Source organism: Bacillus sp. ISL-35, from assembly GCF_018613355.1.
Taxonomy (GTDB): Bacteria; Bacillota; Bacilli; order Bacillales; family Cytobacillaceae; genus Mesobacillus.
In genome coordinates, this window is the sequence record NZ_JAGGQK010000001.1 from 184,907 (window position 1) to 198,285 (window position 13,379).

A 13,379-nucleotide genomic window follows, 5' to 3' on the forward strand; every position below is an offset into this window, starting at 1 on the left:
GGAGCCTGAACATGAAAAAAATACTTATGCTCAATGGTCCAAATTTGAACCGCCTTGGGAAAAGAGAGCCCGGAATATATGGTGTCAGCACTTTGAGGGATTTGGAAGAACGTATGATCCAGCTAGGGACCGAGAAGCAAATGGAGGTTGTCTGTTTTCAATCCAATCATGAAGGGGAACTGATTGACAAACTCCATGAGGCAGAGGACACTGGTATAGACGGAATCATCTTCAATCCCGGGGCATTCACCCATTATAGCTATGCCATAAGGGACGCGATAGCAGGAATTACCTGTCCGGTTATCGAAGTACATATCTCTAATGTATACCAGAGGGAAGAATTCAGGCACAAATCAGTGGTCGCCCCTGTATCCAAGGGACAGATTGCAGGACTGGGGCTTCTTGGCTATGAACTCGCGCTTGAAGCATTCAAAAGAGAAGAAAGTTAAAGAGGAGGAATAGGTTATGGAAAAAATACAAAAGTTGCGCGAAAGTTTCCAAAGGCTTGGAATTGATGGGATGCTCGTTACAAGCGACTACAATCGCCGATATATGACGGGTTTCACTGGTTCGGCAGGCATGGTGCTGATTAGTGCTGATAAGGCTTTATTCATCACCGATTTCAGGTATACAGAGCAGGCAGCCAAGCAGTGCGAAGGATATGAAGTCGTCCTGCATAAAGGATTGATCCAGGATGAGGTGGCCGAGCAGGCTAAAAAACTGGGGATCAAGAAGCTAGGCTTTGAAGAAAATCATGTTACATACTCAGCTTACAAAACCTTCGATAAAGCCGTCGAAGCAGAATTAGTGCCTGTGTCTGGTGAAATTGAAAAGTTACGCTTGATAAAGACTGATTCAGAGATTAAGATATTAAAGGAAGCAGCAGCCATCGCAGATGCTGCGTTTACACATATACTTGAGTTTATCCGTCCTGGAAGAACAGAGCTGGAAGTATCGAATGAGCTTGAATTCTTTATGAGAAAACAGGGAGCAACCTCGTCATCATTCGATATTATTGTGGCTTCTGGCTATCGTTCGGCCCTTCCGCACGGAGTAGCAAGTGACAAGGTGATTGAAACAGGAGACTTTGTAACCCTGGATTATGGGGCATATTATAATGGGTATGTATCTGATATCACTCGTACAGTAGCAATAGGGAATCCTTCTGATAAGCTTAAGGAAATCTATGATATTGTGCTTGAAGCCCAGCTTCGCGGTATGGCAGGCATCAAACCTGGCATGACAGGCAAGGAAGCGGATGCTTTGACAAGGAACTTGATCACTGAAAAGGGATATGGCGAGTATTTTGGCCATTCTACGGGTCATGGAATTGGTCTGGAAGTACATGAAGGGCCTGGCCTATCATTCCGCTCAGACACCATACTTGAAACAGGTATGGTGGTGACGGTCGAGCCGGGAATTTACATTGCTGGCCTTGGCGGGGTAAGGATTGAGGATGATACGGTGATTACCCTCGACCATAATGAGTCACTGACACATTCTACGAAAGAGCTCATCATACTATAGGACACATTAGGAGGACAAATAATGATTTCAGTTAACGATTTCCGTACCGGTTTAACAATCGAAGTGGACAATGGCATTTGGCGTGTTCTTGATTTCCAACACGTAAAGCCAGGAAAAGGAGCAGCGTTTGTTCGCTCAAAACTTCGTAACCTTCGTACTGGAGCAATCCAGGAAAAAACGTTCCGTGCGGGTGAAAAGGTAGCGAAAGCACAAATCGAGAACCGCAAAATGCAGTACCTGTATGCAAGCGGCGACCAGCACGTATTCATGGACAATGAGTCTTACGAGCAAATTGAATTGCCCGGCGCTTCTATTGAATATGAGTTGAAATTCCTTAAGGAAAACATGGAAGTATACATCATGCAATTCGGCCATGAAACTCTTGGTGTCGAGCTTCCTAACAGTGTTGAATTGGAAGTAACAGAAACAGAACCTGGTATCAAAGGTGACACTTCTTCTGGCGGCACTAAGTCTGCGACATTGGAAACTGGCCTGACAGTACAGGTTCCTTTCTTCATAAACCAGGGCGACAAACTGATCATCAACACTACAGATTCATCTTATGTATCACGTGCATAATTTTTCAGGAATCTGCGGCATTTTGCCAGCAGGTTCCTTTTTTTATTTCACTAGCATAATAAAAGCATCTCGTTAAAATCACGAGATGCTTTTTGGATTATTGTTCAAGATCATACTTCCACTCATTCAATCCGCCGGTCATATTATAGATATTCTTGAATCCTTTATCCGCCAAAATACCACTAGCCTCGGTTGAGCGGTTTCCGCTGCGGCAAACGACCAGATATTTTTCGTCTTGGTCAAGCTCTGAAATCATGCTTTCGATGACTTGCAGCGGAACTAATTTTGCGCCGGGTATATGGCCGGCAGCGAACTCATCCGGTGTCCGGACATCCAGGACCTGAACTTCTCCGCTATCAATCAATTCTTTTGCCTTGTCGACTGAAACATCCGTATAAGTACCGCCAGAACAGCCGGTGATTAATAAGACGAACAGGAATGCTGCGAATAACTTCTTCATGATGAACCTCCCAGATATACTTATAGAGGTATTTTAACTTAAAAATCAAAAAGTGAATATAGACAAATTGTGTCAGGAGAAAAGAGAGATCCACATTTTGGTGATGGTCCTTTTTACCTTCAGAGTTTTCCTGCTTATAGTGGTCCTCAGTCAAGTATTCAAGCAATACAGAAGCCAGGCGGACAGCCTGGCTTCGATTTTTATCAAACAATATACGTTCCGGTCACGGTTGCCTTAATCTCCAGCTTGCCCGGTTCTATGGGCGTTCCTTTTGCACTGCTTGTGTCCATTGAAGCAACCAGGAATGGGCCTGGAGATCCTTTTTGGGTTTCTTCGGTAATGGAGAGAGGGGAAATGGAAGTTTGGTATCCCAGCGTCCGGGTGACTGTTTGTGCTTTGTTGTATGAATCGATTACTGCCATTGAAAGTGCCTGGTTATATAAGGCTTGAGGCTCTGCGACTGAGAATTGAATGTTCATGACCTCATTCGCACCATTGGCCACAGCCGTATCAATGACCAATCCCGCCTGGGCAAGATCCCTGATGGTGACGGTATACAAATGCGTGACACGATACCCCTGAAATAACTGCTTGCCTTCCTCATAGGTATAGATGGGGTCGATCCGGAAATCTGCCGTTTTTATATCATCCTTTGCGATCCCCAGGTTTTGTAATGCTCTTAACATCGAAGTAGACTTTTCGGCATTCTCTGTCTGGGCGGCTTGAAGGTTTGGATTTTCTGTCCGAACTCCTACTGTAGCTGTTGCCCTGTTTGGTGCAGAGTAAACAATCCCTTCGCCGCTGACGGTGATTTTTCTTTTGTTTCCAGAATTGTTCGTATGGTAGACGTCATATCCTCCATTAACCATCCATCATCCCTCCACATTTATTGTCTCTTACCCATATCTATGTATGAAAAGAAAAACAAATAACGCGGAGGGATCACATTGATGAACTTACGGAAAAATCTTACTCGCCGGCCCCGGGTGCCTTGTCCGTATCATTTTTGTTGTTATACTTTGGGTCGGTCATTGGCGATTCCTTGGGACTCCGGCCTCCTCCAAGGTACGTGGCACGGTCCGCTCTTTGTACTTTCTGGAACTTCTGATGATCTTCATTCATATTGATCAACTCCTTTCCATACTAGTCTCTTCATTGAAAACTGAATTTATTTTCTTTTTTTCGGTTTGTCCTCTATTGAAATATCGGTTGTGGAGCGGTTCTGAATGAATGTGCAGGTCATAAAGTGGCCAAGCAGGCATACATATTAAGTAAGCGAAAATCAGGAGGATCAATGATGGATGATATCTTATCTTATTTGCCGAAACGGATTGCTGAATTGCTGGATGCAGTGCCTCCTAATGACAAAGATGGGATGGAAGAAGTGCGGATCCGGATCAACCGGCCGCTAGAAATAACGGTAAGAGGAAAACCGAAATTCCTCCCGTATATCATTCCCCCTGAGGATGCTGTCCAGCTGTTGAATAAGCTCGGGCATTTTTCTATGTATACCCTGGAGGAAGAATTAAAGCGCGGTTATATTACGATTGCTGGCGGCCATCGAGTCGGGATTGCCGGGAAGGTCATTCTGGAAAATGGTTCTGTAAAAGCAATCAGGGATATTTCTTCATTCAATTTCAGGATCGCAAGGGAAAAAATCGGGAGTGCTGAACCACTGATGCCACATTTATACCAAAACGGCTGGAAACATACGATGATTATCGGTCCTCCGCAAACAGGAAAAACAACCTTGCTCAGGGATATAGCCAGGATGATTTCAAGCGGTATTCCCGAGAAAAAAGTCCCGCCTTTAAAAGCAGGCATTGTCGATGAAAGATCAGAAATTGCCGGATGTGTAAAGGGAGTTCCGCAGCTAACCTTCGGACCCAGGGTGGATATATTGGACTCGTGTCCGAAAGCAGAAGGCATGATGATGATGATCCGTTCAATGAGTCCGGATATCCTTGTCGTGGATGAAATTGGGCGGAAAGAGGATGCCGATGCGATTCTTGAAGCTGTCAATGCAGGAATCAAGCTGATCATGACAACACATGGGGATTCTCTTGAGGATATCCAAAAAAGGCCAACCTTGAAACCAATTCTGGACATGGGTATCTTTGACCGGTTCGTAGAACTTGGAAGAATTTCTGGCCCTGGGACAATCACATCGATTCGTGATGGAAGCGGAAAAGAAATCCGCCAAAAAGTGAGAGTGACATAAATGATAAAAATAATCGGCGCTATACTGATAATCCTGTCGACGACCTGGACAGGTTTTGAAGCTTCAAGGCATCTTAGTGAACGGCCCAGGCAGCTTCGGCTTTTGAAGTCGGCATTGCAGTCACTGGAAGCGGAAATCATGTATGGGCATACACCGCTCCATGAAGCCTCTAGGAAGCTGTCTGAGCAAATGGCGAAGCCCCTTTCATGGTTTTTTGAGACGTTTTCCAAAAAGCTGACTGAATCTGAAACCACAGTCAAATCTGCATGGGAAGAGAGCCTGAAGGAAGTCTGGAAATTGACAGCCTTCAAACAGGGAGAGTTTGAAATCATGAAGCAATTTGGAGAAACGCTTGGCAGGCATGACAGGCATTCTCAGCAGAAACAAATTCTCCTGACGATCTCCCATCTTGAAAGAGAAGAAGCAGATGCCTGCGAGAAACAGATGAAATACGAAAAAATGGTGAAGAGCATCGGCTTTTTATCTGGCTTATTATTAATCATCTTACTGATGTAGCGTTTAGGAGGAGGACAAGATGGGTCTAGAAGTGGATATTATTTTTAAAATAGCAGGTGTAGGCATTGTGGTGGCATTTTTGCATACGATTCTCGATCAGGTGGGGAAGAAGGAATATGCGCAGTGGGTAACATTGTTTGGATTCATCTATATCCTTTTCATGGTTGCATCAATTGTTGATGATCTTTTTCAAAAAATTAAATCGGTATTCCTATTTCAGGGGTAAGGGAGGGCTTTGCGATTGAAATCCTTCAAATAACAGGTGTAGCGCTGATTGCGACATTTCTGGCACTGATTGTCAAAGAGCAAAAGCCCAATTTTGCCTTTCTGCTGATTGTTTTTACAGGTTCAGCTATTTTCCTATTCCTGGTCGATCAAATCTATCAAATCATTTCGATGATCCAGAAGCTGGCGGCCAATGCCAGGGTGAATGTTGTTTATGTGGAAACAATCCTGAAAATCATCGGCATCGCCTATATTGCCGAATTTGCAGCCCAAATCACAAAGGATGCCGGCCAGGGTGCAATCGCCTCAAAAATCGAACTTGGCGGCAAAATCCTTATTCTGGCCATGGCCATTCCGATTCTTACGGTAATGATTGAAACAATCATTCGCTTGATTCCGGGCTGACTCAAGTCCCGCCCCTAAAGAGGTGAAAGAAGTTGAAGCAGCGTCTGCAGTTCATACTTGGCATACTATTGATCCAGCTATTTTTTTTCATCCCGGGTGTACAAGCTGCGGGTGATGAACCGGAAACAAACACGGTGATCAACCCGGATAAAATCGCAAGAGCCCAGCTTGAAGATTTAAATATCGATGAGCTTAAGGGATTCTGGGAAGATATCATCAATAAATATGATGGATATCTGCCAGAAAGCCAGAAAGGTAGCCTGTATGATTTTATAAGCGGTGAAAAGAAGTTCTCTTTGAAAGAATGGTTCAAAGGCATCGTGAATTTCGCCTTTCACGAGTTCATTGTAAACGGAAAATTGCTGGGGTCCTTGATCCTCCTGACTATTTTCAGCATGTTTCTTCAAGCCCTGCAAAACTCCTTCGAAAAAAGCACCATCAGCAAGGTAGCTTATTCCATTGTGTTCATGGTTCTGATCATCATCGCTCTTAACAGCTTCCATGTAGTAGTGGATTACACGAATGACGCGATTGGGACAATGATCCAGTTCATCCTTGCCCTGATCCCGCTGCTGCTGGCATTGATGGCCACTTCCGGCGGGTTGATTTCAGCAGCTTTTTTCCATCCTGTCATTCTGTTTATGATGAACACCAGCGGGATGTTCATCCAATATGTGGTTTTACCGTTGTTATTCTTATCAACACTTTTGAGCATCGTCAGTATCCTGTCTGAACATTACAAGGTCACGCAGCTCGCCAGCATGCTCCGTAACTGGAGCGTCGGCCTTCTGGGAATCCTGCTGACAGTGTTCCTTGGCGTCATTTCCGTACAGGGGGCATCTTCAGCGATAACAGATGGAGTGACTGTCAAAACAGCAAAATTCATTACAGGCAATTTTGTCCCTGTCATAGGCCGCGTTTTCACAGATGCGACCGATACGGTCATCAGCGCTTCTATGCTCCTGAAAAATACGGTTGGAATAGCGGGTGTTGCCATTCTGCTGATCATCGCAGCCTTCCCGGCAGTCAAAATCCTCATGGTTGCCTTTATCTATAAATTCGCAGCAGCAATCCTCCAGCCGCTTGGTGGCGGGCCGGTCATAACCTGTCTAGATATTATCAGTAAAAGCATCATCTATGTTTTTGCCGCGCTTGGCATTGTGTCTTTGATGTTTTTCCTGACGATCACGGTCATTATTGCCGCTGGAAACTTAACGATGATGGTGAGGTAAGGAGGAGAAGGAATGGATTTTATAAAAGAGTGGGTTACGAATATCATCATTTTCATTCTCCTGGCGACCGTCCTGGATATGCTGCTGCCCAATTCAAGTTTCCAAAAATACACAAAAATGGTGACGGGGCTGATTTTGATTGCTATCATCCTGTCTCCTGTCATGAAACTATTCACTTCTGACTTTGAAACGGCAATTGCAAAAATGGGCCAGTTCAGCGGCCAGGAAGATGAAAAGATAAAAAATTCAATAGAAATTCAGAAAACAGAAATACAAGCCTCTCAGCATGCATATATTTTAGAAACAATGGCTGTCCAATTGAAAACAGCCGCAGAGGAGGAGTTGATGGAACAACAAGGAATGGAGATTGCGAATATCGAGCTCGAAGTAAATGATCAGGATCAGCGGCCTTTCCCGGAGAACCTGGAGTATGTCATCGTCCATCTGAAAAAAGCGGAGGATGAGGGAGAGACTGTGGCAGTAGTAAGAGAAGTAGAAATTGATACGAATGCACCCCTTCCATCAAAACAAACCTCTCAGAATACAGATCAAATATCTTCTCTTCTGTCAGAAAAATGGAATGTTCCTGAAAAGTCTATTCAAATAATGATAGAAGGGGGGAGTGACGAGCATGGACAATGAGAAAGGTCCGTTGAGCTGGCTAAAGAAACAACTGGGCAGCAAGGATGGGCCGCCGGAAAAGAAAACCGGCAAATACCAATACTTAATAATTGTCGTTTTATTCGGAGCGGCGATTATGCTGATCGGCAATATCATCGGCGACCAGAATCCCGACATTGCTGTTACTGCCACTAAGGAGGCGGAAACTGAAGAGGACGCAGCCGTATTCGGACAGAAGAAATCTGTAGGAAACGATGTCATTTCGGATTATGAAGAAGCATATGAAGCCCAGTTGACCGAGATCCTGGAAGGCATCAATGGCGTCGGCGATGTCACTGTTTTGGTGAACGTGGATGCTACTGAAAAGAAGGTCCTTGAGAAAAATACGGTCATCCAATCACAGACAACGGATGAAACTGATCGTGAAGGCGGCAAGCGCAAAGTCCAGGATGCATCGCAAGACGAGCAGCTGGTCATCATCAGAAATGGTGAGAAAGAGGTGCCAATCGTTCTCGAGACAAAGAAGCCTGAAATCAGAGGTGTGCTCGTGGTTGCGAAGGGTGCAGACAATATACAAGTGAAAAAATGGATTATCGAAGCAGTCACAAGGGCATTGGATGTTCCGAACCACCGGGTGGCTGTCATGCCTAAAAAATCTAAGGGGGAATAATAGATGTTATTAAAAAAGCAAACAGTTTGGTTACTGACGATGTTGAGTCTTGTGGTTGTATTATCGGTGTATTATATCACCTCACCTGAGCAGCAGAAGTCCGATCTTGCAGGCGTTGAAGAAAAGAAAGCAGAAGATAAGGAAACAGCAGCGACTGAAACTAAAGATGGCAAGACTGTGGTTTCCGGTGTCGCAAGCGATGAGAAGTTCGAAGCGCTTCGCATGAAGCTTGAAGAACAGCGCACGAAGCAAAAAGAAGAGCTGCAGACGGTAGCTGCTACAACTGACTTGCCAGCAGAGGAAAGAAGCGAAGCTATTGATAAAATGAATCAGCTTGATGCGATTTCACAAAAAGAACAGATTCTGGAAACATTGATTACATCAATGGGCTATGAAGACGCATTGGTTCGTGCAGATGGTGAAAATGTAAGGATCACTGTGAAAGCCAAGGAACATTCTGCTTCCGCTGCAAACGAAATCATTCAGATGGTCCGTACGGAGTTAGGCTCTTTCCAGCCGGTAGCGGTCCAGTTTGACCCTGCAAAATAAATCAATAAAGCGAAAGGGAAGGCAAATGCCTTCCCTTTAATTTTGCTGCAGCTTTATTAATTGATCCAAAGATTGGTGAGCAACTTCGACTGATTTAAATAGCTGTTCATGATGCTCGGTTTGCGAGATGGCTGAGGAGGAGATCTCCTCCAGTGCTGCGCTGGCCTGTTGGATGACGGAACTGAAGCCTGCAATCGAACTCTCGATAGCCACCGATGAATCCAGGATCGTTCTAGTCAATTCGTCTTGCTCTGATATATCCTCTTTCAGGCCTATAAAGGTTTGATGGATACTCTTGAACGCTTCCATGGTTTCCGCAGCAAGTTCCAGGTTCTCCGTGAGCTTTTCAGCTGTCAGGTTAACGCCTGTTTTCGTCTTTGAAGTGTCACTCATGACACTTTTGAGATTTTCAGTAATCTGTGTTGCTGTGTTGCTTGTGATGTCGGCGAGCTTTCTTACCTCTTCGGCAACGACAGCAAAACCCTTGCCGCTGTCTCCCGCCCTGGCAGCTTCAATCGATGCATTCAATGCCAGCAAATTAGTTTGCGACGCGATCCCCTGGATGTCGGATGCAAAGCTGGCTGTCTCCTTGATCAGTGAAGAAAGGGACAGGATATGATCGTTGACATTCCTCATATTGTCATAAGAGGCGGTCAATTCTGTTATTAGGTTGGACATCAATTCATCACCTTTTTCGGTGACGTTCGCAGCTGCCACTGAATCGTGATGGAGTTTTTCGACAAGTGCCGATGTTCTGGCGATCACCTGGTTCGTCTTTTCAAGGGATTGGGAGATATCCACAACCGAATCTGATTGAATGTTAATCCCGGCAGATATTTCTGTCACGGATTGGGTCATTTCATTAGAAGATTCGTAATTCTCCCGGCTTTTGAATTTCACTTCATCTATCAGGGCTGCGATGCTCCTGGTGCTGGATTTGATCACTTCTTTCGTCTCTGAATCTTTCACCAAAAGTCTCTCTGTTTCCTGCTGTGCAGAAACAATCGTCTCTGCAAGCTTTTTTGAGATCGAAAATTGAAAACCTAGCATGACTGTCACTAACATGTATAGAAGATAGATGGTCACATAATTTTTCGGTTCCAATGGCAGCTCCTGCCCGTGTAGCAGCGTGAAAATCGTAATGAGCATGAAACCCAGACCGGAAGCGAGAAACAGCAATTTCCTGTCCATATAGATTGCCGCAGCCGCCAGGATAAAATAAAGAAGTGTGAAGGCAGCGGGGGAAACACTGGTTTCCATAATAAGGTACAAAACGCCTGAAACAATGAACACAGATAAATAGGGAATGAAGTTTGCCAGCTTGTTAGAATAGTGGAGCAAGGCGACCAGCCCCACACCCAATCCGCCGCCCACAATAATCGACAGGATGACGGCAAGTTCTTTTTGCATGGCGATATCCACTGCAGCGGCCAAAATAACAGATACAAAAGTGGCTTTGACGGTTAAGGAATTTTTCCTTTTTAAATCCTCATGTTTAATTTCTTCGATTGTTTTCATTTATTCTAGTCTCCTCGGAAAAACAAACTAATGTTATATTCGCTAGAAATTTCGGGATTCCTGTCGTATGAATTCACTTTTTTTTCAGAAAATATTAAAATAGAGAAGGAAGACAAGAAACAGTGTTACATATTGAATTTTTACATGGTATTATCGTATAGTGTTAGTATCTAGTCTTAATTATGAAATGGACAAGGGGTGCCTAAAAATGTTAAAAGTACAGGAAATCAGAGAGTTAATTAAATTAGTGGATCAATCAAGCATTGATGAGTTTTCATACGAATATGAAGGATCAAAAATCAAAATGAAGAAGCACGGAGAAGTGAAATCCGTGGCTGAACATGTTCAGCAAGCTGCACCGGCGCCTGCGGCGCAGCCAGTGCCGGCGGTTCAGGAAGCTTCACGCCCTGAGCCTAAAGTTGAAGCTGCAGCAGTCCAGGAAGTGAAGCAGGAAGAAGTTCAGGATACTTCAAATTTACATAAGATTGTTTCACCAATGGTTGGGACCTTCTATGCATCTTCTTCACCTGAAGCCGATGCATATGTGAAAGCGGGATCCAAAGTGAGCAAGGATTCGGTTGTTTGCATTGTCGAGGCAATGAAACTTTTCAATGAAATCGAAGCAGAAGTGAACGGGGAAATCGTAGAAATTCTAGTTAAAGATGGACAGCTTGTAGAATACGGCCAGCCTTTATTCCTGGTTAAGCCCGAATAAGGAGCGATATTGATGATAAAAAAAGTACTGATAGCCAACAGAGGAGAAATAGCAGTCCGCGTCATCCGTGCGTGCAGGGAATTGGGAGTTGAATCCGTCGCCGTCTATTCGGAAGCTGACAAAGAATCTCTCCATGTACAGCTAGCTGATGAGGCATACTGCATCGGACCAAAGGCTTCTAAGGACAGCTATTTAAATTTCACAAATATTATCAGCGTGGCCAAGCTAACAGGCTGCGATGCCATTCATCCGGGGTACGGCTTCCTTTCCGAGAATGCCGATTTCGCCGAGCTTTGCAGGGAGTGCAATATCAATTTCATCGGTCCTTCTCCTGAATCGATCCAAAAGATGGGGACTAAGGATGTTGCGAGGGAAACGATGAAGGAGGCGAATGTGCCGATCGTGCCGGGTTCACAGGGAATCGTTGAAAGCACGGAGGATGCGGTCAGCCTGGCGAATGATATCGGTTACCCGGTCATCATCAAGGCGACGGCTGGCGGAGGCGGAAAAGGAATCCGTGTTGCCCGTACCGAGCAGGAGCTGATCAAAGGGATCAATATTACCCAGCAGGAAGCGATGACAGCTTTCGGAAATCCTGGAGTGTATATTGAGAAATATATTGAAGACTTCCGTCATGTTGAAATCCAGGTGCTTGCTGACAGCTACGGCCATACTATCCACCTGGGAGAGCGTGATTGCTCCATCCAAAGACGCCTGCAAAAACTGCTTGAAGAAACCCCTTCTCCGGCGCTTGACGGTGAAATCAGGGCAGAAATGGGCGAGGCAGCGGTTAAGGCTGCAAAAGCAGTTGATTATACCGGTGCAGGCACTGTAGAATTTATCTATGACTACCGCGACCGCAAATTTTATTTCATGGAGATGAATACCCGTATCCAGGTTGAACATCCTGTAACTGAAATGGTGACAGGCGTCGATTTGATCAAGGAACAGATCAAGATTGCCTCCGGGGAAAGGCTGAGCCTTAAGCAGGAAGACGTCCAGTTCAACGGATGGGCGATTGAATGCCGGATCAACGCAGAAAATCCGGCGAAAAATTTCATGCCATCAGCAGGCAAAATCAAAATGTATCTCCCTCCAGGCGGTTTTGGTGTTAGAATAGATTCAGCGGCATATCCTGGTTATACAATCCCGCCTTACTATGATTCAATGATTGCGAAAGTCATTACTTATGGAAGCAGCAGGGAAGAGGCAATTGACCGCATGAAGAGGGCGCTTGGTGAGTTTGTGGTTGAAGGAATCCACACAACGATCCCGTTCCATCTCAAGCTGCTGAACCATGAAAAATTCGTGGAAGGGCAGTTCAATACGAAATTCCTTGAAATGTATGATGTGATGTCAGAAGAATAATAGGAGGGTCTAGCCATGAGTGAACAGCAACATTTACTTGAAATGAGCCATGATGAAAACGGCTTGGGCAAAGTAGAAATTGCACCTGAAGTAATTGAAGTCATTGCAAGCATCGCTGCATCAGAAGTAGAAGGTGTCATGCAGATGCGCGGAAGCTTCGCAGCTGGTGTAGTCGAAAGACTCGGAAAGAAAAACCACGGCAAAGGTGTAAAAGTTGAGCTTGTAGAAGAAGGAATCAAGGTTGATGTTTATTGCGTCATGAAGTTTGGCGTATCGATTCCTGTGGTAGCACAGAAAATCCAGGATAACATCCGCCAGGCATTATTGAACATGACCGCACTTGATGCAACAGAAGTCAATATCCATGTAGTCGGCGTTCAGTTCGAAAACCAAAAAGTAGAACCAGAAGTCGAACAGGAAGTTTAATCACCGAACCAAAGGCATAAATATACATGCCTTTGGTTTTTTTTATAGTTTTAGGAGATACCTGCTAAGTAATCCTGGTTTTCCTTTTAAAGTTGTCCGAAGCAGGTCCAAGTTCAGACAGGATTGCAGGTTTTTCGGTTAAAGCTGTCCGAAGTAGGTCCGGGTTCGGACAGGATTCCTTTTTTTTTGTAAAAGCTGTCCGAAGCAGGCACAGATAACCTCATTAACCGACATGGGCACAGGAACAGTTAATAACATCCACAAATTCTTTGCTTCCACCAGATATTTGCCTTTGCTTTGATTAACTTTTTTCTAAAAAGTGAAAAATAATAGGAAACCATGCTTTA

General features: G+C 44.6%; 18 protein-coding genes. 14 read left to right on the forward strand and 4 right to left on the reverse strand.

The genetic code is table 11. The features are described from left to right. Positions 1-11 precede the first annotated feature (11 nt). Genes aroQ through efp form a run of 3 tightly spaced genes read left to right on the forward strand, consistent with a single transcriptional unit; the run spans position 12 to position 2,106 of the window. Positions 12-449 carry a type II 3-dehydroquinate dehydratase gene (aroQ, locus tag J7E38_RS00950; RefSeq protein WP_214704463.1) on the forward strand — a complete coding sequence of 146 codons (438 nt, stop codon included), beginning with the start codon at positions 12-14 and terminating at the stop codon, positions 447-449. Positions 450-465: 16 nt separating this feature from the next. Further along, positions 466-1,527 carry a M24 family metallopeptidase gene (locus J7E38_RS00955; protein WP_214704462.1) on the forward strand — a complete coding sequence of 354 codons (1,062 nt, stop codon included), beginning with the start codon at positions 466-468 and terminating at the stop codon, positions 1,525-1,527. 21 nt (positions 1,528-1,548) lie between these two features. After that, the gene (gene efp, locus J7E38_RS00960; protein ID WP_214704461.1) at positions 1,549-2,106 is read left to right on the forward strand and encodes an elongation factor P; all 558 of its coding nucleotides are present in this window, start codon (positions 1,549-1,551) and stop codon (positions 2,104-2,106) included. 97 nt (positions 2,107-2,203) lie between these two features. Here the strand turns inward: efp and J7E38_RS00965 are convergent, their stop codons facing one another. The 3 genes from J7E38_RS00965 to J7E38_RS00975 form a co-directional block, all read right to left on the reverse strand. Further along, complete coding sequence (locus J7E38_RS00965; protein WP_214704460.1) at positions 2,204-2,566, reverse strand: rhodanese-like domain-containing protein; 363 nt, start codon at positions 2,564-2,566, stop codon at positions 2,204-2,206. Positions 2,567-2,769: 203 nt separating this feature from the next. Beyond that, positions 2,770-3,435, reverse strand: a complete 666-nt coding sequence (locus J7E38_RS00970; RefSeq protein WP_214704459.1) for an SIMPL domain-containing protein — start codon at positions 3,433-3,435, stop codon at positions 2,770-2,772. Positions 3,436-3,535: 100 nt separating this feature from the next. Further along, the gene (locus tag J7E38_RS00975; protein ID WP_214704458.1) at positions 3,536-3,688 is read right to left on the reverse strand and encodes a hypothetical protein; all 153 of its coding nucleotides are present in this window, start codon (positions 3,686-3,688) and stop codon (positions 3,536-3,538) included. Positions 3,689-3,863: 175 nt separating this feature from the next. On the opposite strand from J7E38_RS00975, the gene spoIIIAA reads away from it, so the two are divergent. From spoIIIAA to J7E38_RS01015, 8 genes are read left to right on the forward strand one after another with little or no spacing between them, the layout of a single operon-like run. Further along, positions 3,864-4,787, forward strand: a complete 924-nt coding sequence (spoIIIAA, locus tag J7E38_RS00980) for a stage III sporulation protein AA (protein WP_215038064.1) — start codon at positions 3,864-3,866, stop codon at positions 4,785-4,787. Next, the gene (gene spoIIIAB, locus J7E38_RS00985; RefSeq protein ID WP_144476362.1) at positions 4,788-5,303 is read left to right on the forward strand and encodes a stage III sporulation protein SpoIIIAB; all 516 of its coding nucleotides are present in this window, start codon (positions 4,788-4,790) and stop codon (positions 5,301-5,303) included. 19 nt (positions 5,304-5,322) lie between these two features. After that, positions 5,323-5,529: a stage III sporulation protein AC gene (gene spoIIIAC, locus J7E38_RS00990; RefSeq protein WP_009794945.1), complete on the forward strand. Its 207-nt coding sequence runs from the start codon at positions 5,323-5,325 to the stop codon at positions 5,527-5,529. Between the two features lie 14 nt (positions 5,530-5,543). Beyond that, positions 5,544-5,933 (forward strand): stage III sporulation protein AD, encoded by a 390-nt coding sequence (gene spoIIIAD / locus J7E38_RS00995; protein WP_186326758.1) that lies wholly within the window; start codon positions 5,544-5,546, stop codon positions 5,931-5,933. A gap of 32 nt (positions 5,934-5,965) precedes the next feature. Further along, positions 5,966-7,165 (forward strand): stage III sporulation protein AE, encoded by a 1,200-nt coding sequence (gene spoIIIAE / locus J7E38_RS01000; RefSeq protein WP_214704454.1) that lies wholly within the window; start codon positions 5,966-5,968, stop codon positions 7,163-7,165. A gap of 12 nt (positions 7,166-7,177) precedes the next feature. After that, entirely contained in the window at positions 7,178-7,807 is a 630-nt protein-coding gene (spoIIIAF, locus tag J7E38_RS01005) for a stage III sporulation protein AF (protein WP_214704453.1), read from the forward strand. Next, positions 7,797-8,456, forward strand: a complete 660-nt coding sequence (gene spoIIIAG, locus J7E38_RS01010; protein WP_214704452.1) for a stage III sporulation protein AG — start codon at positions 7,797-7,799, stop codon at positions 8,454-8,456. The genes spoIIIAF and spoIIIAG overlap by 11 nt, the downstream gene beginning before the upstream one ends. 3 nt (positions 8,457-8,459) lie before the next feature. Next, the gene (locus J7E38_RS01015; RefSeq protein ID WP_214704451.1) at positions 8,460-9,005 is read left to right on the forward strand and encodes a SpoIIIAH-like family protein; all 546 of its coding nucleotides are present in this window, start codon (positions 8,460-8,462) and stop codon (positions 9,003-9,005) included. Between the two features lie 36 nt (positions 9,006-9,041). Here the strand turns inward: J7E38_RS01015 and J7E38_RS24015 are convergent, their stop codons facing one another. Beyond that, positions 9,042-10,523 carry a methyl-accepting chemotaxis protein gene (locus J7E38_RS24015; protein WP_214704450.1) on the reverse strand — a complete coding sequence of 494 codons (1,482 nt, stop codon included), beginning with the start codon at positions 10,521-10,523 and terminating at the stop codon, positions 9,042-9,044. A gap of 208 nt (positions 10,524-10,731) precedes the next feature. On the opposite strand from J7E38_RS24015, the gene accB reads away from it, so the two are divergent. From accB to J7E38_RS01035, 3 genes are read left to right on the forward strand one after another with little or no spacing between them, the layout of a single operon-like run. Continuing rightward, the gene (accB, locus tag J7E38_RS01025; RefSeq protein WP_214704449.1) at positions 10,732-11,238 is read left to right on the forward strand and encodes an acetyl-CoA carboxylase biotin carboxyl carrier protein; all 507 of its coding nucleotides are present in this window, start codon (positions 10,732-10,734) and stop codon (positions 11,236-11,238) included. 12 nt (positions 11,239-11,250) lie between these two features. Beyond that, a complete protein-coding gene (gene accC, locus J7E38_RS01030; RefSeq protein WP_214704447.1) occupies positions 11,251-12,606 on the forward strand; it encodes an acetyl-CoA carboxylase biotin carboxylase subunit in 1,356 nt (451 codons plus the stop codon). 15 nt (positions 12,607-12,621) lie between these two features. Further along, entirely contained in the window at positions 12,622-13,032 is a 411-nt protein-coding gene (locus J7E38_RS01035; RefSeq protein WP_214704446.1) for an Asp23/Gls24 family envelope stress response protein, read from the forward strand. Positions 13,033-13,379 lie beyond the last annotated feature (347 nt).